The sequence below is a fragment of the Arthrobacter sp. 7Tela_A1 genome (genome assembly GCF_049311065.1).
GTDB lineage: Bacteria > Actinomycetota > Actinomycetes > Actinomycetales > Micrococcaceae > Arthrobacter_B.
In genome coordinates, this window is the sequence record NZ_JAXIOO010000003.1 from 142,498 (window position 1) to 157,227 (window position 14,730).

17 protein-coding genes and 1 pseudogene are annotated in these 14,730 nt (G+C 64.8%); 6 read left to right on the top strand and 12 right to left on the bottom strand.

Annotated features, from left to right (window positions below):
- Positions 1 to 35 precede the first annotated feature (35 nt).
- Together TVB01_RS02360 and TVB01_RS02365 are read right to left on the bottom strand one after the other, a co-directional pair.
- Positions 36 to 482 carry a hypothetical protein gene (locus TVB01_RS02360; RefSeq protein ID WP_422453803.1) on the bottom strand — a complete coding sequence of 149 codons (447 nt, stop codon included), beginning with the start codon at positions 480 to 482 and terminating at the stop codon, positions 36 to 38.
- Between the two features lie 143 nt (positions 483 to 625).
- Positions 626 to 1,462, bottom strand: a complete 837-nt coding sequence (locus TVB01_RS02365; protein ID WP_422453805.1) for an alpha/beta fold hydrolase — start codon at positions 1,460 to 1,462, stop codon at positions 626 to 628.
- Positions 1,463 to 1,557: 95 nt separating this feature from the next.
- On the opposite strand from TVB01_RS02365, the gene TVB01_RS02370 reads away from it, so the two are divergent.
- The gene (locus tag TVB01_RS02370; RefSeq protein WP_422453806.1) at positions 1,558 to 2,127 is read left to right on the top strand and encodes a TetR/AcrR family transcriptional regulator; all 570 of its coding nucleotides are present in this window, start codon (positions 1,558 to 1,560) and stop codon (positions 2,125 to 2,127) included.
- A gap of 46 nt (positions 2,128 to 2,173) precedes the next feature.
- Here TVB01_RS02370 and TVB01_RS02375 read toward each other — a convergent pair whose 3' ends face one another.
- Positions 2,174 to 2,791: a LysE/ArgO family amino acid transporter gene (locus TVB01_RS02375; protein ID WP_422453807.1), complete on the bottom strand. Its 618-nt coding sequence runs from the start codon at positions 2,789 to 2,791 to the stop codon at positions 2,174 to 2,176.
- 73 nt (positions 2,792 to 2,864) lie between these two features.
- Here TVB01_RS02375 and TVB01_RS02380 point away from each other — a divergent pair, with 73 nt between their 5' ends.
- Positions 2,865 to 3,755 (top strand): LysR family transcriptional regulator ArgP, encoded by an 891-nt coding sequence (locus tag TVB01_RS02380; RefSeq protein ID WP_422453809.1) that lies wholly within the window; start codon positions 2,865 to 2,867, stop codon positions 3,753 to 3,755.
- Here TVB01_RS02380 and TVB01_RS02385 read toward each other — a convergent pair.
- Genes TVB01_RS02385 through TVB01_RS02395 form a run of 3 tightly spaced genes read right to left on the bottom strand, consistent with a single transcriptional unit; the run spans position 3,752 to position 6,190 of the window.
- On the bottom strand, positions 3,752 to 4,261 hold the full coding sequence (locus TVB01_RS02385) for a flavin reductase family protein (RefSeq protein WP_422453811.1): 510 nt from the start codon (positions 4,259 to 4,261) through the stop codon (positions 3,752 to 3,754). The two genes, TVB01_RS02380 and TVB01_RS02385, sit on opposite strands and share 4 nt — an antisense overlap.
- A gap of 38 nt (positions 4,262 to 4,299) precedes the next feature.
- Positions 4,300 to 4,758 carry a redox-sensitive transcriptional activator SoxR gene (gene soxR, locus TVB01_RS02390; protein ID WP_422453812.1) on the bottom strand — a complete coding sequence of 153 codons (459 nt, stop codon included), beginning with the start codon at positions 4,756 to 4,758 and terminating at the stop codon, positions 4,300 to 4,302.
- A gap of 40 nt (positions 4,759 to 4,798) precedes the next feature.
- Entirely contained in the window at positions 4,799 to 6,190 is a 1,392-nt protein-coding gene (locus TVB01_RS02395) for an FAD-binding oxidoreductase (RefSeq protein ID WP_422453814.1), read from the bottom strand.
- Between the two features lie 165 nt (positions 6,191 to 6,355).
- On the opposite strand from TVB01_RS02395, the gene TVB01_RS02400 reads away from it, so the two are divergent.
- Both TVB01_RS02400 and TVB01_RS02405 read left to right on the top strand, forming a co-directional pair.
- Positions 6,356 to 7,225 (top strand): Ku protein, encoded by an 870-nt coding sequence (locus tag TVB01_RS02400; RefSeq protein ID WP_422453816.1) that lies wholly within the window; start codon positions 6,356 to 6,358, stop codon positions 7,223 to 7,225.
- Positions 7,226 to 7,228: 3 nt separating this feature from the next.
- Complete coding sequence (locus tag TVB01_RS02405) at positions 7,229 to 7,483, top strand: hypothetical protein (RefSeq protein ID WP_422453818.1); 255 nt, start codon at positions 7,229 to 7,231, stop codon at positions 7,481 to 7,483.
- Positions 7,484 to 7,493: 10 nt separating this feature from the next.
- On the opposite strand, the gene TVB01_RS02410 is transcribed toward TVB01_RS02405, so the two are convergent.
- The 5 genes from TVB01_RS02410 to TVB01_RS02430 form a co-directional block, all read right to left on the bottom strand.
- Positions 7,494 to 7,733, bottom strand: a complete 240-nt coding sequence (locus tag TVB01_RS02410) for a DUF2630 family protein (RefSeq protein ID WP_422453819.1) — start codon at positions 7,731 to 7,733, stop codon at positions 7,494 to 7,496.
- A gap of 53 nt (positions 7,734 to 7,786) precedes the next feature.
- Positions 7,787 to 8,473 carry a glycosyltransferase gene (locus tag TVB01_RS02415; RefSeq protein WP_422453821.1) on the bottom strand — a complete coding sequence of 229 codons (687 nt, stop codon included), beginning with the start codon at positions 8,471 to 8,473 and terminating at the stop codon, positions 7,787 to 7,789.
- Positions 8,470 to 9,816 (bottom strand): PIG-L family deacetylase, encoded by a 1,347-nt coding sequence (locus TVB01_RS02420; protein WP_422453823.1) that lies wholly within the window; start codon positions 9,814 to 9,816, stop codon positions 8,470 to 8,472. Before TVB01_RS02420 ends, TVB01_RS02415 begins: the two co-directional genes overlap by 4 nt.
- Positions 9,813 to 10,883: an acyl-CoA dehydrogenase family protein gene (locus TVB01_RS02425; RefSeq protein WP_422453824.1), complete on the bottom strand. Its 1,071-nt coding sequence runs from the start codon at positions 10,881 to 10,883 to the stop codon at positions 9,813 to 9,815. Before TVB01_RS02425 ends, TVB01_RS02420 begins: the two co-directional genes overlap by 4 nt.
- A gap of 206 nt (positions 10,884 to 11,089) precedes the next feature.
- Positions 11,090 to 11,587 carry a DUF4383 domain-containing protein gene (locus TVB01_RS02430; RefSeq protein ID WP_422453826.1) on the bottom strand — a complete coding sequence of 166 codons (498 nt, stop codon included), beginning with the start codon at positions 11,585 to 11,587 and terminating at the stop codon, positions 11,090 to 11,092.
- 206 nt (positions 11,588 to 11,793) lie between these two features.
- Between TVB01_RS02430 and TVB01_RS02435 the strand changes: the two genes are divergently transcribed.
- Entirely contained in the window at positions 11,794 to 13,272 is a 1,479-nt protein-coding gene (locus TVB01_RS02435; protein WP_422453828.1) for an FAD-dependent oxidoreductase, read from the top strand.
- A gap of 205 nt (positions 13,273 to 13,477) precedes the next feature.
- Here TVB01_RS02435 and TVB01_RS02440 read toward each other — a convergent pair.
- Positions 13,478 to 13,927 (bottom strand): annotated as a pseudogene (locus tag TVB01_RS02440) (SRPBCC family protein); the annotation flags it as partial.
- A 212-nt stretch (positions 13,928 to 14,139) separates the two neighbouring features.
- Between TVB01_RS02440 and TVB01_RS02445 the strand changes: the two are divergent.
- On the top strand, positions 14,140 to 14,637 hold the full coding sequence (locus tag TVB01_RS02445) for a Dps family protein (RefSeq protein ID WP_422453829.1): 498 nt from the start codon (positions 14,140 to 14,142) through the stop codon (positions 14,635 to 14,637).
- Positions 14,638 to 14,730 lie beyond the last annotated feature (93 nt).

The window sequence follows — 14,730 nt, forward strand, 5'->3', positions numbered from 1 at the left end:
CTCCTTGCTTGGCGTGCCATGCCCGGCGTGGACCGTCAGCGGCCCATCCGCATCCGGAAGGCCTGCATCTGTTCGATGACGACCTGGATGATGGCGGTTATTACCCCCAGCATAATCAGGTTCGGTGCCGCATAGCGGAGTCTCATGGTCCATGGTTCGTTCATGTAACCGCTGTAGTTCACCTGCGGCTCCGCGGGTTCCGGCGGGATGATGATGTCTGCGAACAGCCCGAAGAGGCCCAGCACCACCAGCCCTCCCGCGAGGCCCCAGGCCGCGAGACGGTATTTGCGCTGGCGCCGCTCAAGTTCCACCCAGACCTGCGGAGGAGCACTGGTGGGGTGCGATACTGCCGGGACATCGCTGATCTCCACCATCTGGGGCGTCTCCGCGGTAAACCGCTGGATACCTGTCCCGCCGTCCCCTCCACCACGCTGGAAGGCGGCGTCGTAACGCGGGTCGAAGTCGCTCTGCTTGCTGGTCACGGACTGTGTCCCCTTCGCTTGTCCGGGGCGGGAACCGAAACCGGCTGCGTGCCCGCCGCCTTCGCTGGTGTTTCCCCGGCCCTCCCCCATTGATGGAGCACACTGTAACCCATCCCTGCGGCGGGCGGGCCGGGGACTTGGGACTACTGCGTCAGGAACTTCAACAGTGCATCGTTGACTTCGTCGGCGTGGGTCCACAGGAGCCCGTGCGGCGCTCCCTCAATCTCGATGTACTCGGCCGAAGGCAGAGCACGGGCGAAACGCCGTCCCGTTGCATCAATGGGCAGGATGTTGTCTGCCGTGCCGTGGACGATCAGGGCGGGAACGTCGATCTTCGGGATGTCCTGCCGGAAGTCGGTCAGCCAGGTGGGCTGTGCCGCAATTGACGCGACAGGACTGGCACTGGAAGCCAGGTTCCATCCGGCGTCCATGACCTCCTGGCTAAGCCGCGGCGTGCCCAGCAGTTCATCGGCGTTGTAGAAGTTCTTGAAGAACTCGGTAAAGAAGGCATACCGGTCCGCTGTGACAGCCTCCAGCAGTCCGTCGAAGACCTCTTGCGGGACACCTTCCGGATTGTCATCTGCCTTCAGCAGATACGGCTCCAGCGAACCCAGGAACACAGCCTTGGCGACGCGGCCGGAACCGTAGGTACCGAGGTAGCGGCCCACTTCCCCGGTACCCATGGAGAAGCCGACCAAAACGGCGTCCTGGAGGTCCAGCGTGTTGAGCACGGAGTTGAGGTCCGCTGCGAAGGTGTCGTAGTCGTAACCCGTGGCAGGCTTACCGGATCGGCCGAAACCGCGGCGGTCATACGTGATCACCCGGTAACCCGCCGCCAGCAGTGCAGCGGTCTGCTTCTCCCAGGAGGACCCGTCCAGCGGGTAGCCGTGGATGAGGACAACCGGCTGCCCCGAGCCGTGGTCCTCGTAGTAGAGGTCTATCGAGGTGCTGTTTTCCGTACCTACGCTGATGCGTCCCATTGTGGTTCCTCCTCGTGAAGCGTTGAGAATGATCATTCTCCATCGTGTGCCAACTCTAGGGAACGATCGTTCTCAGAGCAAGTACAATGGAGCGTATGGACTTAGCGGACGAACGTGGACACATCATCGACGTCGCGGACCGCCTTTTTTATCAGCGCGGCGTCCAAGCTGTCGGCATGGCTGAACTTCGGCGCGAGGCTGGCCTCCCGCTGAAGAAGCTCTATGCCCTGTTCCCGTCTAAGCAGGCCATACTATTCGCCGTGCTGGACCGGCGCCACACCACCTGGACTACCGGGTTGCAGGCCAGGATCGATGAAGCCCCGGAACCGCGGCAGAAGCTGCTGGCCGTCTACGACTACCTTGCCGACTGGTTCGCGGAGGAATCCTTCCGCGGCTGCGCCTTCATTAACACCTTTGGGGAACTGGGGAGCCAGTCCCCCGATGTTGCGCAGCGTACGCGGGCCCATAAGGAGTCTTTCCAGCGCGTAGTGGACGAACTGGTTGCGGCAGCCGGCGGGGAACCGGTCCTCGGCCCCCAGCTGGTCCTGCTGGCCGAGGGAGCACAGACGACGGCGGCGATCCGCGGGTCCGCCGAACCGGCCCACCAGGCACGCCGGGCCGCCGAAATCCTGATTGACGCCCAGATGCAGGTGGCCTCCGCTTAGGCCCTGTCCGCACAGCGGACCTTTGGATGCAGGCTGCCTTCTGCGCCTACACCGGGCTCCGGAGAAGGCTGAAGGCCAGTACCGCCATGAAGACGGCGATCCCCAGGTCGAGCACCCGCCATGCCGTGGGCCGGGCGAACACCGGGGCCAGCAGCCGGGCACCAAAACCCAGGACGGTGAACCACACGGCGCTGGCGGCCACGGCGCCGGCCGCGAAGATCCAGCGGCCGTCAGCTCCGTGAGTGGCTGAAAGCGAACCGAGCAGGACCACCGTGTCCAGGTACACGTGCGGATTGAGCCAGGTGAGGCTCAGGCACGTGAGGACAGCTGCCGCCGTCGACCCGCTTCCCGTCCCAGCTGCATGCAGTGCTGAAGGTCGGATAGCGCGCCGAAGGGACAGCCCTGCGTAAACCAGGAGAAACGCTGCCCCCGCCCAGCGCAGCACGTCTACCAGGAAGGGGGCGGATTCGGTCAGCCTGCCGATACCTGCTGTTCCGGCAAGGATCAGGACGGCGTCGCTGAGGATGCAGACAGCGAGCACTGCAGGCAGATGTTCGCGCCGGATTCCCTGCCGAAGGACAAAGGCGTTCTGCGCGCCAATGGCGACTATCAGTGCCAGCCCACTGCCGAAGCCGGTGAGCAGGGAAACGAGATGGGAGGTCATGTTCCCTACGTTAGGACTCTGGGAACATTACTTCCTAGCTAATTATTTTCACCGAACATTAGTATTTCTTAATATGGACTTCAACGCGGACCAGCTGCGCGCCCTGAGCGCTGTCATTGACCACGGGGGCTTCGACGCCGCCGCGGCCGCACTGCACCTGACCCCGTCCGCCGTCAGCCAGCGGGTCAAGGCACTCGAGGTGCGGGCCGGCTGCATCCTGGTCCGCCGCACCCGTCCGGCGGCGGCAACGGAGCCCGGTGCCGTCCTGCTGCGTTTGGCGCGGCAAATCGCCGCCCTGGAGAGCGACGCCGTCGAACGGCTGGGGCTGACGGAGCAGGGACGGCCCCCCAGTGTGCAGCTGGTGGTCAACGCAGACTCGCTGGCGACCTGGGTGCTTCCGGCCTTGGCGGGGCTGCAGGACGTGAGCCTGGAGTTCATGCTGGAGGACCAGGACTATTCGGCGGAGAGCCTGCGGAACGGAACTGCCATGGGAGCGGTGACCTCCAGTCCGGCAGCAGTACAGGGCTGCTCGGTCACACCGCTGGGAGTCATGCGCTACCGGCCGGTGGCCAGCGCTGCGTTCTGCCGCCGGTGGTTTCCCGAAGGATGGACGGCGCAGGCTGCCGGCCTGGCACCCATGATCGTCTTCAACCGCAAGGATGCGCTCCAGGAGAGATTTCTGGAGGAAAGATTCGGGTCCGGAGTAATGCCACCGCGCCACTACGTTCCTGCGTCCTCAGACTTCCTGCAGGCGGTGCGGCTGGGGTTTGGCTGGGGCATGCTTCCGGACCTCCAGACCAACCCGTTCCTGGAAAACGGTTCCCTGGTGCTTCTCGAGCCGGGACAGATCCTGGATGTTCCCCTCTTCTGGCAGCAGTGGCGGGTTGAGATTCCGGCACTTGCGCGCGTGGCCGAAGCCCTGGCGCGGGCCGCAGGGCGGGATCTCCGCCAAAATCGCAGCTAGAGGGCCGAGTGGTCACCCAAATGGTGGAAAGTGCGGTCGTGGTAAACCAGGGGTGCCGCGGGCGGGCCGGTCACGATCTCCTCCACGCCGGCGGCCAGCAGGATTGAACTTCCGGCCTGCATCCGTGACATCACGCGGCACACCAAAGCACGGGGGACGCCGTGCAGCAGTGGTTCTCCCCCGGGAAGACGGGTCCAGTCCCGGTCCGGACCGAACCTCTCGGAACCGGCAGACGCGAAAACGGCTGCCAGCTCTGCGTTGTCTGCACCGAGCAGATGCACCACCACGGTTTCCGCCGCGCCGATGACGCCGGCTGACCCCTGCGCCGACGCCAGGGAGAAGGCCACGACCGGCGGAACGGCGGATACCGAACTCACGGAGGATGCCGTCAGTCCGACGGGACCTTCCGACCCCTCGGCGGTAATAATGGCGACTCCGGCGGGATGGCCGCGGAAGGCGTCTTTGAAGTCATCAACGAGGGGATGGGTTACTGCCGTTGAAGTCATGGCTCAACGTTAGAACCTCAACAATAGTTGAGGTCAAATCAGGAGCCCGGTTCCAGCATCCGCGCGCCTGGAGCCTCCAGCCCCGAAGCATCCTCCGGATTCACAAAACCGCATTCCGCCAGGGACAGGCAGCCGCAGCCAATACATCCTCCGAGCCGGTCGCGCAGTGCTTCCAGCTGCCGGATCCGGTCATCGAGTTCGGCCCGCCAGACGCCACTTAGGCGCCGCCAGTCATCCTGGTCCGGCACACCGTCGCCGGGAAGCTCGGCGAAAACCGCGGCGATATGGGAGAGCGGGATCCCCGCTCGCTGGGCGGCCCGGATGACCGCGACCCGGCGCAGCACCGAGCGGTCGAAACGACGCTGGTTTCCGGCGGTGCGGCGGCTCCGGATCAGGCCCTGGCGTTCATAGAAGTGCAGGGCGGAGACAGCGACGCCGCTTCGCTCAGCAACCTGCCCTACTGTGAGTTCGTCACGTACCCGGGATTGAGAGTCCATACCGCTGATTCCTGCCCCTCCCCGCCGGACCGGCCGGGAATTAGCCGGGTGCCGTCTCCATTAAACCAACCGGCGGAACGGCGTGGCCGTAACGGAAGAGGTTCTGCGGGTCCCAAGCGGCTTTGGCATCCCGCAGCCGGGTGTACATCTCCGGTTCCCAGGCCCGGGCGCGGTTGGCCTCATCCCCCGCCGGGCCGTGGAAGTTGATCAGGCTGCCGGCAGCCCAGGGCTCCAGCGCGAGAGCCAGCCTGGTCAGAGCGGCTTGCACGGGATCGCCGTCGGACGGGCCCGCGACGCCGAGGATGAAGAGATGGAAGGCGGCAGAGCGTCCCGATACGGCATCCGGGAATGCGGGAGCCTCGCCCAGCGCCCCGCCAAGAAGGCGCAGCTCGGCCATGACCAGGGGCGTTCCGGAACCCGGGCCAATTTGCTGCAGCAGTTCACTGGCCGTTTCGTCGCTGAGTTCCGTCAGCAGCATTCCCCGTTCCATGCCGGGAGCGGGATCCGTGGGGTCGCCGTGTACTGCATCGATGTCCCGGTAATTCATGGGTCCCGTGGTGTCCCGCAGTGCCTGTACTTCCCGCATAGGTGCCAGGAGTTCAGCTGCCTCCCCTGCTTCTCCAAAGAACCCGAAGCGCAGGATGACCGGGGCCGTACCCCGCATCTCTTCCGGAAGGAACGGAAGGTCGGGCAGGTGCATAAATGCCAGCGACGCTGAAGCCTCCCGCGGCAGCGTCGGTGCCCACTGCCGGAAAAGTTCCAGCACCCGGGCGGAGGAATCTTCCGCATAAACGAGTTGCCCGCCGTAGAACTCCCCCAGCGGAACCACGCCCAGGGTCATGGATGTGACGATTCCGAAGTTACCCTTGCCCCCTCGCAGCACGGTAAAGAGCTCCGGCTCCGTCTCCGGATCGATTCGGCGATGCCGCCCGTCGGGGGTGACCAAATCGAAACTCCGGACATGGTCCGATGCGAAGCCGAGCGTCCGTCCCATCAAAGGCAGCCCGCCTCCGAGGGTGTAGCCCACCACGCCCACGCTGGAACTGGAACCGTGCGCCGCCGTCAGGCCCAGTGGCAGCAGCTTTTCCAGCACCGATGACCACCGCGCTCCCGCCCCGACGGTGACGGCACCGGATGCCGGGTCCACGGCAACTTCCTGGAGCCGCGAAGCGTTGACCAGCAGTCCTTCATCCATGGGCGCAGAGGCGTTGTGCCCTGTCGCCTGGACGGCTACCGGAATGCTGCGTTCGGCCGCCCACCCGACTGCCCGGGTGACGTCGCCGGCGTCGAGCGCTCCCAGCGTGGCATCCGGCCGGTGCACCTGCGCGAGGTTAAACGCCGCGGTGTCCTCGGCGTAGACGGCTTCGCCCGGAAGGCCGATAATCCCGCTGACCAATCCGCGCAGGGTCTCTAGGTCTTGTTCCTGAATCATTCGGTTCTCCCGGATTGGCTGTCCCTATGAGTCAGCTACCGCCCCGAGCGCCGGATAACTGCTCACAGGTTAAAGGCGGATTGACGCGGCGCCAAGGGCCCTCGGAAAAACGGCCGCGGTGCGCGAGTCTGGAAACTCTCAGCCTGCTTGGTGTTCACTTGGTACATGAGAGCGATCTGGAAGGGTGCCATAGCGTTCGGTCTGGTCAACGTGCCGGTTAAGGTGTATTCCGCCACCGAGGACCACGATGTCAGCCTGCATCAGGTGCACGAAAAGGACGGCGGGCGGATCCGCTACCAGCGGCGCTGCGAGATTTGCGGCGAAGTCGTTGAGTATAAAAACATCGCCAAGGCGTATGACGACGGCGAGCAGACAGTGGTGCTCACGGACGAGGACCTGGCATCGCTGCCCGTGGAGAAAAGCCGCGAAATCGACGTCGTGGAGTTCGTCCCGAGCGATCAGGTGGACCCCATCCTCTTCGACCGGACCTACTATCTCGAGCCGGATTCCAAGTCCACAAAGTCCTACGTCCTCCTGCGCCGGACTCTCGAAGAGACGGACCGGACGGCCATCGTGCAGTTCTCCCTCCGGCAAAAGAGCCGGTTGGGTGCACTGCGGGTCCGCGGTGACGTCCTGACACTGCAGACCCTGCTCTGGGAGGACGAGGTCCGCGAGGCAGCCTTCCCTTCCCTGGAGGAAAGCGTCCGAATTTCGGCCAAGGAGCTGGAGATGTCCTCCGCGCTGGTCGATTCGTTCAGCTCCGACTTTGACCCGTCCGGCTTCACCGACGAATACCAGGAACAGCTGCGGACCCTCATCGAGGCCAAGCTGGAAAAGGGCGAAGCGCTGGACACGCAGGAAACCTTCGGTGAGGAGTCCGAGGATGAGGGCGGAAAGGTCCTGGATCTGATGGAGGCACTTCGCCGCAGCGTCGAGAAGAACCGCGGCAAAAAGAGCGGGACCACTGAGAAGGAACCAGCCGAGAAAAAGCCCGCGGCTAAATCATCCAGCCGGAAAACCAAGAAAGGTGCGTAAAGGATGAGCTCTACGAGTTATTTCCGTGACCGCCGCGGCAAGCAGACCGTTTTCCTGCGCCCCAACCTTCCGCTCCTCGCCTGGGCCGGTTTCGGGGCAGCCTCAGGGATGGCGCTCACGCCCCGCTACAGGACGCTGCTGCACCGGGCCAGCCAGGGATCCATGATGTGGTGGGCCGCCGGCGAAACCTTCCGCGGCCGCAGCCCCTTCCGCCGGACGATTGGCGCAGCCACGCTGATGCGGTCGCTGAGGCGGTGAAGGGAAGGCGCTACTGCCGGTAGCCTTCGACTTCACTGACAGGCCGGACTGATGCTTCGTCCGGGTTCGCTCCGGCGTCCATGCGTGCCCGGCGCTGCCTGAGCAGGTCCCAGCACTGGTCGAGCTGCTCTGCTACCCGTCGAAGCTGTTCAGCGTGCTGATCCGGGTCCTGGTCGGGGCCCGCATCACGCAGGGCCTGTTCCTGGTCTACCAATTCCTGGATGCGTGACTGAATCTGCTCGGTATCCATGCGCTCCACGGTAGTCAGCGAGGCGCACGTGCGCCATACCTACGCCCGGCTTCTCAGCCGGGCAGCTGGCGGAGGAAACCTGAGAAACCACCGGGGGCCCGGCCCTGGGACCGCCCGGACGTGACCGACCGGTTCCAGTCCGTTGCAACCCAGGCAACGCCGGCGGCTTTCATCCGGTTGGCCAGGTCCAGGTCTTCGTGCTCCGCCATCGGCAAAAAACCTCCTGCCGCGGCGTAGGCCAGGTCAGAGAAACCAAGATTCGCCCCGTGAACATGAGGATGCCCCTCGGCCAGTTCATGGCGGGCATGCCACAGGGCCAGGTGCCGCGGAGTGAGATCCGAGGCGTCGGGAACAACTGTCCCCAGCACCAGGCCATAGCCGGAAGCCGCGAACTGCAGCTGGGTGTGCAGCCAGTTGCGCGGGACTACCGTGTCCGCATCTGTGTTGCCGATCCACTGGGCTCCGGCCTCCAGAAGTGCCTCCACCCCGGCGGCCCGTGCTTCTCCGACGATGCCGGCGCCGGTTTCCAGCAGGTGAAGCTCAAGTCCCAGTTCATACGCGGCCCGGTCGGCGGCATCGGCTGTGCCGTCGGTGGAGGAATCGACCACGACGGCGACACTCACGGGACCGGTCACCCCGGCTTCCGGCGTACAGGCCGCCGCTACCGAGGCCAGCGTCCGCGGCAGCAGTTCTTCCTCATTGCGTGCAGGAATGACGACGCCGGCCCGGCGCAGGGTCAAAGCAAGCCCTCACGGCGGGCGGGCGATACTGCCTGCGGATGCACCAGGACGTCGATCCGAAAGTCTTCCTCGATATGCTCGGCCTGGATCTCGAGACCGCTTCCGTCCCGAAACGCCTGGTGGACATCGTCACCGCAGAGCGGCCAGTCCGCCATGGGGTGCCGCCAGTGACAGAGCAACAGCACGCCGTCTTCCGCGAGCGTTCCGGCAGCCTGCGACACAACGTCGCGAAGCTGGGACGGGGACATGAAATAGCCAACTTCGGAGATGACCACAAGATCGAAGGTTCCTGCGGGCCAGTCGCCGGGAATGCTGCCCTGGACCAGGCGGACCCCCGGCTCGGCTTCCAGCCGCTCCCCGGCCAGGCCCAGCGCCCGCTGTGAGACGTCCATGGCGGTTACCGAATCGGCTCGCCGGGCCAGCTCCGCTGTCAGCACCCCGATGGAGCACCCGGGTTCGAAGACCCGCCCAAAACGTTCCTGCGGAAGCATGGCGAGCGTCAGGGCGCGTTTACGGTGTTCGTAGAAGCTTCCTTCGAAGTTCCATGGATCGGAGGATCGTGCATACAGGTCTTCGAAGACGCGGGTTTGGGATTTCGGAACCGTGACGGCGAAGCTCTCGAACGGGCGCTCAAAGTGAGCCAGGACTTCCGGTGCGAGCAGGACCTCGTCTCCGGGCAGGTCGGAGAGTGGGTTCACCTGGCTGTGGTGGGCTGCCATGGCCTCGCGTTTTGCCGCGGCTGCGTCCTGCCCCAGCGCAAAGACACACAGTTCAGGCGGCACATCGGCGGGCGTCCCCCAGTGCCAAAGCCAGATGGGGTACTCCAGGAGCGGCAGGCGTGCCTTTGCGGCGAATTCAGCTGCTGCCTTGCCGGCAGTGTCGTGGTCCGTGTGCCCGTCGCCCCGCCACGGTGCGGCAACCCACAGATCATCACTGTCTTCACCGACGACCTCCACCAGGGCCCGGTCCACCTCGGCCCGGTGTGCGGACAGTCCGCCGTCCGGCAGCGAGAGCAGATGGACCCGTGCTGCGGGCGCCAGCCGGGAGACGGCGTCGTGCAGTTCCTTGTTCCGGAGAGTGGCCAGCGCCTGAGGCGAGTACGTCTTGGAGTCTGGATGCGATCCTTCTCCGGCGGTTGCCACGATGACATCGATTGCCGTCCCGGCTGCTGCCAGGGAGGCAACCAGCCCGCCCGCTCCCAGGGTTTCGTCGTCCGGGTGGGCGGCAAGCACCACCAGCCGGGACGGGACGCCGGGAAGCTCATCGGAGAGCGGCCGGACGTTCCGCAGCACCTCCAGCCAGGCCGGTTCGCTGCGGGTTTGGTCCAAGTGCGTAAAACTCACCAAGGATCTGCTCCTCCAGCCAGCACGGCACTGCCCAGCGAAGCGTCGTCGCGCTCGGCGTGGTGCTGGCGTATGTACACGTGCAGGTCGGCTACCCGCCGGGCATGTTCCTCTTCCGTTGCCAGCGGCCCCGGCCCCATGCCATGGGCAGCCGCCACCAGCACCCGTTCCGCTGCCCCGGCGACGACGCTCCTGACGCGGGCAGCCAAGACGGCGCCGGAGGTGCTGTTCGCCCGGCCGGCATCAACCTCACGAGCGGCCGAGGCCAATGCCGTACGGGCCGCGAACAGGGCGGTGTCCACTTGTCCCATCAGCATCGACGCGATCTGGTCCGGCTTCCGCTCACGGCTCGCCTGCAGCAGACGTCGCGCAACGCCTACGGCTCCGCCGTACCAGACGGCAGCCACCCCCATGCCTCCCCAGGCGAAGCCGCTGCGCTGCAAGTACCAGTTGTCTGTTCCGACGGGAACGCCGGGGACATTCGAGAAATCGACCGGCGCGCTGTCCACGGCGGCCAGTCCCCGGCTAATCCAAGGCCCCCGGCCGGCTACTACACCGGGCTCCCGGAGGTCTACGGCGAATGCCCGGCGGGATTCGGGGCCGGTACGGGCGGTCACTACCGCATAATCCAACTGGTCGGCCAGGGAACACCACGGCTTGCGGCCGGTGATTCTCCACTCCCCGTCCTGCTGCTCTGCTTCGAGGCCCATCCCGCCGGCTTCGGCTGCGAAGACTCCCCAGGACCCGCCGTCGAAAGATATACCCTTTGCGGAATATTCCGTATGCTCGGGATCCGATGTGGACTCAGACAGGATCGCGCGGGCATCGAGATGAGGCTCAACCACCCGTGCTGCCGTCAGATCGGCGGCACCCAGGGTAGCGAGCAGCTCCCACAGATACCGCGTTGAGCCCCGGCCAGGCAACGGAGCTTCGGCAGCCGCGGGCTTAAGGATCGAGAGTGCTGCGACAGCCGAACCGTTTATTTCCCCTGCCATTCTTGCCAGGTCGGCGAGGGCGGCATCCGAAGACTCCGGGGATGCGGCTGCCAGACGGACCACGCCGGTCATTGGCTGATGCCGACGGACATAGTCCTGGCGGAGGATCGGGCATTATCGGTGCTATGCAGGTGCACGGCAGCACTCCCTTCGTAAGGATGCTGTCTAAATTACAGCCTGCGCGGCGAGTACGGGAATCTGCCGTCATACTCGTTTTCTCGAGTGACACGTCGGACATGCGAAAGGCACGGCCAGCATGCCGTGCCTTCCTTCGAACCCTAGTTCGGAATACTTCCTTCACCGGGGGATCCCCGGCTGCCGCTGCTTCCGCTCGCCCGCTCAGCGCCAAGGACAAAACCGAGAATGATCATGACGACTGCCAGCCCCAGGTGCAGCCAGTTGTCCGCCCAGTTGAACGGGACGAAATTGCCTGCACCATTCAAGGGCACAATCAGCCCGTAAATGAAGAGGAGCAGGTACAAGACACCGGCGCCAATCAGGTACGTCCGTGCTGATGAGTGGCTTCTGGCCATCCACAGGCCGACGAATCCGAGCAGCATATGAACAACGTTATGGAGTACTGACACCTGGAAGAGACCCAGAAGTGCGGCCTCGGACGTATACCCGGCAAAGTAAAGCGCGCCGTAGTTCGTGGTGATTCCGGGGATAAAGCCCAGTACGCCTATAGCCAGGAAAATCACGCCAAAGACGATCGCTGCTATCTGGGTGCTGGTTCTGCGGGAAGACAGTCCCCGGCTGCTGCTTGCGTAAGACATGGCCAACTCCTTAGCTCCGGCGAAGAGTCGTGGACTCCGGCCATACGGAGGCCCGTAAACCTACGCTTTTAACTGTTGCACAGCGGCTTACCCTTGGGAAGCATGCTTACTACCCAGTGTCAACGTGTACGCAAAAGGGCTCAACAGACCTTGACGGACGGCCTTCAGGGCTGTGGGCTGGAGCCCGGTCCACAGGAAGGAACGCCATGCAATCGCTCTGGCTGGATACCGCTCCCGCAATCCCCTCTGACACCTTCGTCCCGGGAAGCAGCTATGACACCGTTGTCGTAGGTGCGGGACTCACGGGGCTCACCACGGCCCTTCTCCTTGCCCGGCGGGGACAGCGGGTTGCCGTACTGGAAGCACGAAAGACCGGCGCTGTCACTACCGGAAACACCACGGCGAAAATCAGCCTCCTGCAGGGCACTGTCATCTCAGGAGTGGCAAGGCATCACAACACCGGTACAGCCACCGGGTACGTCGACGCCAACCGCCGCGGGCAGGAGTGGCTGCTGCGGTTCTGCACGGAGGCAGGTGTGGGCTACGAAGTCCGGGACGCCTGGACCTATGCCGTCACTGAAGCGGGTGCGTCCTCGCTGTCCGACGAGCGGGATGCGTGCCTCGCGGCTGGACTTCCGGTCCAGAGCACCACCGATACTGAGCTGCCGTTCGCCGTCAGGACCGCCCTGAAGCTCCCCGGCCAGGCACAGTTCCATCCCCTGGAGGCACTGGCAGCCCTGGCACGTGAACTCCGAAAGCACTCCGGGGCCCTCATTGAGGGCATCCGGGTCACTGAAGTCCATCACACGCCTGAGGGGAAGGTGCGTGTGGACACCGCGGGCGGATCCGTCGAGGCCGGCTCCGTCGTCCTTGCCACCGGAATACCGATCCTGGACCGCGGAGGTTACTTCGCCGTCGTCAAGCCGCTTCGTTCCTACGCAGCTGCTTTTCCGGTGAGAGGTGAGGTCCCCGCCGGCATGTACCTGTCCGTAGACCAGCCGGCGCGTTCGCTCCGGACGGCGAGTGTGAACGGCACACAGTATCTGGTGTCCGGCGGCAATGGCCATCCTGTGGGCCGCGCGTCCCATACGCGCGACCGCGTCACCGATCTTAACCGCTGGACGCAGGAGCACTTCGATGTCTCAGAAGCCCGTTACGGCTGGTCTGCCCAGGACTACGGACCGGCGTCGGCAGTACCATACGTGGGGGAACTGCCCCTGCTCGGCAAGAACATCTATGCAGCCACCGGATTCAACAAATGGGGCATGACCAACGCTGTAGCAGCTGCGTTGTCACTGGCTGCAAAAATCCTTGGCGAACCCGATCCGTCCCAAGACCTGTACAAGGCGAAGATTAGCGTGCCCGACGCCATGTCCACTGTGAAGGACAACGCCGAGGTCGGCCTCCAGATGATCAGCGGCTGGGCCGGCGGACTCGCCCGCACGGCTGATTCTGTCCCTCCCGAAGGTCTCGGCGCCGTGGTCAGGGAGGGCGGCACGCCGGTGGCCGTCTGCACCGTCAACGGTGTGACCACCCGGCGCTCTGCCATCTGCCCTCACCTTCACGGCATCCTGAACTGGAACGACGCGGAGGCCTCTTGGGACTGTCCCCTGCACGGCTCGCGCTTCGCAGCCACAGGCGAGGTCTTGGAAGGACCTGCGGTCCGGGGACTGGATCCGGCGTAAGCGGGCGCGAACGGCCCTGTTCCGGACAACAAAAAGCCCGGTGTCCCTCCTCGAACGGGAGGGACACCGGGCTTTGTGTCCGGATCGGACAGGAAAGCGGCTAAACGCCGCTCGCCCTCGGGCCGCCCGACTCCGGATCATCGAGTGAGGGGTCGGCCGTTGGGGCGGCCTTCAGGCCCCCGGCACCCGTGGCAGCCGTTGGGGCAGCGTCCACATTTCCGCGCCAGGAGCCTGTCTCAGATCCCCGTGACTCGATGAATTCTTTAAACCGTGCGAGGTCTCCCTTGACCCGGTGGTCGTCGGCACCAACAGCGGCACCGAGTTTTTCCGCGAATGTCTCCGGATCCCAGTCCAGCTGAACCGTGACACGGGTCTCGGCGTCGCCAAGGCGGTGGAACGTCACGACGCCGGCGTGCGACTTTCCGTCGGTGCTCTTCCAGGCAACACGCTCATCCGGGTGTTGTTCCGTGACCGTCGTGTCGAACGTCCGCTCGACACCGCCGATCTTGGTGGTCCAGCGGGATTCCATGTCCGTGATTTGGGTGACGGACTCCACGCCCTTCATAAAGTGCGGGAAAGACTCAAACTGCGTCCACTGGTTGTAGGCCGTGGTGACAGGTACAGCAACGTCAACGGATTCTTCTACGGTGTGCATAGTGTCCCTTCAGTCGCGGGTGGCACTGTTCGTTGTGAAACAGTCCCCAATACTAAGGGGCCTTATTCATCCCCGGTTCCCCACCGTAACCAAGTGGACAACAGATCACAAGCTGACGGTAAGCTTACTTATATCCCGGCCCGGCCCCGAACCGGAGATCCCGCACGACGCCGCGGCCGAACCGGCTCTTCTCGTCAACATGTGGAGGAAATATGAAGGCATCACAGCAGCTGACCACCAACCTGCAGGCCGTCCTGGTGGACCTGATTGAACTTCACCTGCAAGGGAAGCAGGCGCACTGGAACGTGGTGGGCAAGAACTTCCGCGACCTCCACCTGCAGCTGGATGAGATTATCGACGACGCCCGGCTCTTCGCGGACGAACTCGCCGAACGAATGCGTGCCCTTGAGGCCGTCCCCGATGGCCGCAGCCAGGCCGTCGCCGAAGGCACGTCCCTGCCGCCGTTCCCCGCGGGCCTGGTCGACACCAAACACACCGTCACGCTGGTGGTGGCACTGCTCCGCGGAACGGTCCAGACCATGCGGGACGTCCATGACCAGGTGGACGAAGAGGACCCGACGACCGCGGACATCCTGCACGGTTTCATCGGCAAGCTCGAGCAGTACGCATGGATGGTAGACGCTGAGAACCTGCAGCCGACCGCGAACGTCGTTCAGCCCGAGGGTGCAGAAAAGAGCGCCACGGTCTAGACCCGGCAACCACGAAACTGACGGCCGCGGGCCCCCGCCCAACCCGGGCCGCGGCCCGCCGGGGGTTGCCGCCCCAGCCCCGAGCCCCCCCCC

Coding starts and splice junctions, on each gene's coding strand:
- TVB01_RS02405 (WP_422453818.1), top strand. CDS start 7,229: ATGAGCTCTACGAGTTATTTCCGTGACCGCCGCGGCAAGCAGACCGTT.
- soxR (WP_422453812.1), bottom strand. CDS start 4,758: ATGGACTCTCAATCCCGGGTACGTGACGAACTCACAGTAGGGCAGGTT.
- TVB01_RS02365 (WP_422453805.1), bottom strand. CDS start 1,462: ATGGGACGCATCAGCGTAGGTACGGAAAACAGCACCTCGATAGACCTC.
- TVB01_RS02395 (WP_422453814.1), bottom strand. CDS start 6,190: ATGATTCAGGAACAAGACCTAGAGACCCTGCGCGGATTGGTCAGCGGG.
- TVB01_RS02380 (WP_422453809.1), top strand. CDS start 2,865: ATGGACTTCAACGCGGACCAGCTGCGCGCCCTGAGCGCTGTCATTGAC.
- TVB01_RS02375 (WP_422453807.1), bottom strand. CDS start 2,791: ATGACCTCCCATCTCGTTTCCCTGCTCACCGGCTTCGGCAGTGGGCTG.
- TVB01_RS02425 (WP_422453824.1), bottom strand. CDS start 10,883: ATGACCGGCGTGGTCCGTCTGGCAGCCGCATCCCCGGAGTCTTCGGAT.
- TVB01_RS02430 (WP_422453826.1), bottom strand. CDS start 11,587: ATGTCTTACGCAAGCAGCAGCCGGGGACTGTCTTCCCGCAGAACCAGC.
- TVB01_RS02370 (WP_422453806.1), top strand. CDS start 1,558: ATGGACTTAGCGGACGAACGTGGACACATCATCGACGTCGCGGACCGC.
- TVB01_RS02445 (WP_422453829.1), top strand. CDS start 14,140: ATGAAGGCATCACAGCAGCTGACCACCAACCTGCAGGCCGTCCTGGTG.
- TVB01_RS02400 (WP_422453816.1), top strand. CDS start 6,356: ATGAGAGCGATCTGGAAGGGTGCCATAGCGTTCGGTCTGGTCAACGTG.
- TVB01_RS02410 (WP_422453819.1), bottom strand. CDS start 7,733: ATGGATACCGAGCAGATTCAGTCACGCATCCAGGAATTGGTAGACCAG.
- TVB01_RS02385 (WP_422453811.1), bottom strand. CDS start 4,261: ATGACTTCAACGGCAGTAACCCATCCCCTCGTTGATGACTTCAAAGAC.
- TVB01_RS02435 (WP_422453828.1), top strand. CDS start 11,794: ATGCAATCGCTCTGGCTGGATACCGCTCCCGCAATCCCCTCTGACACC.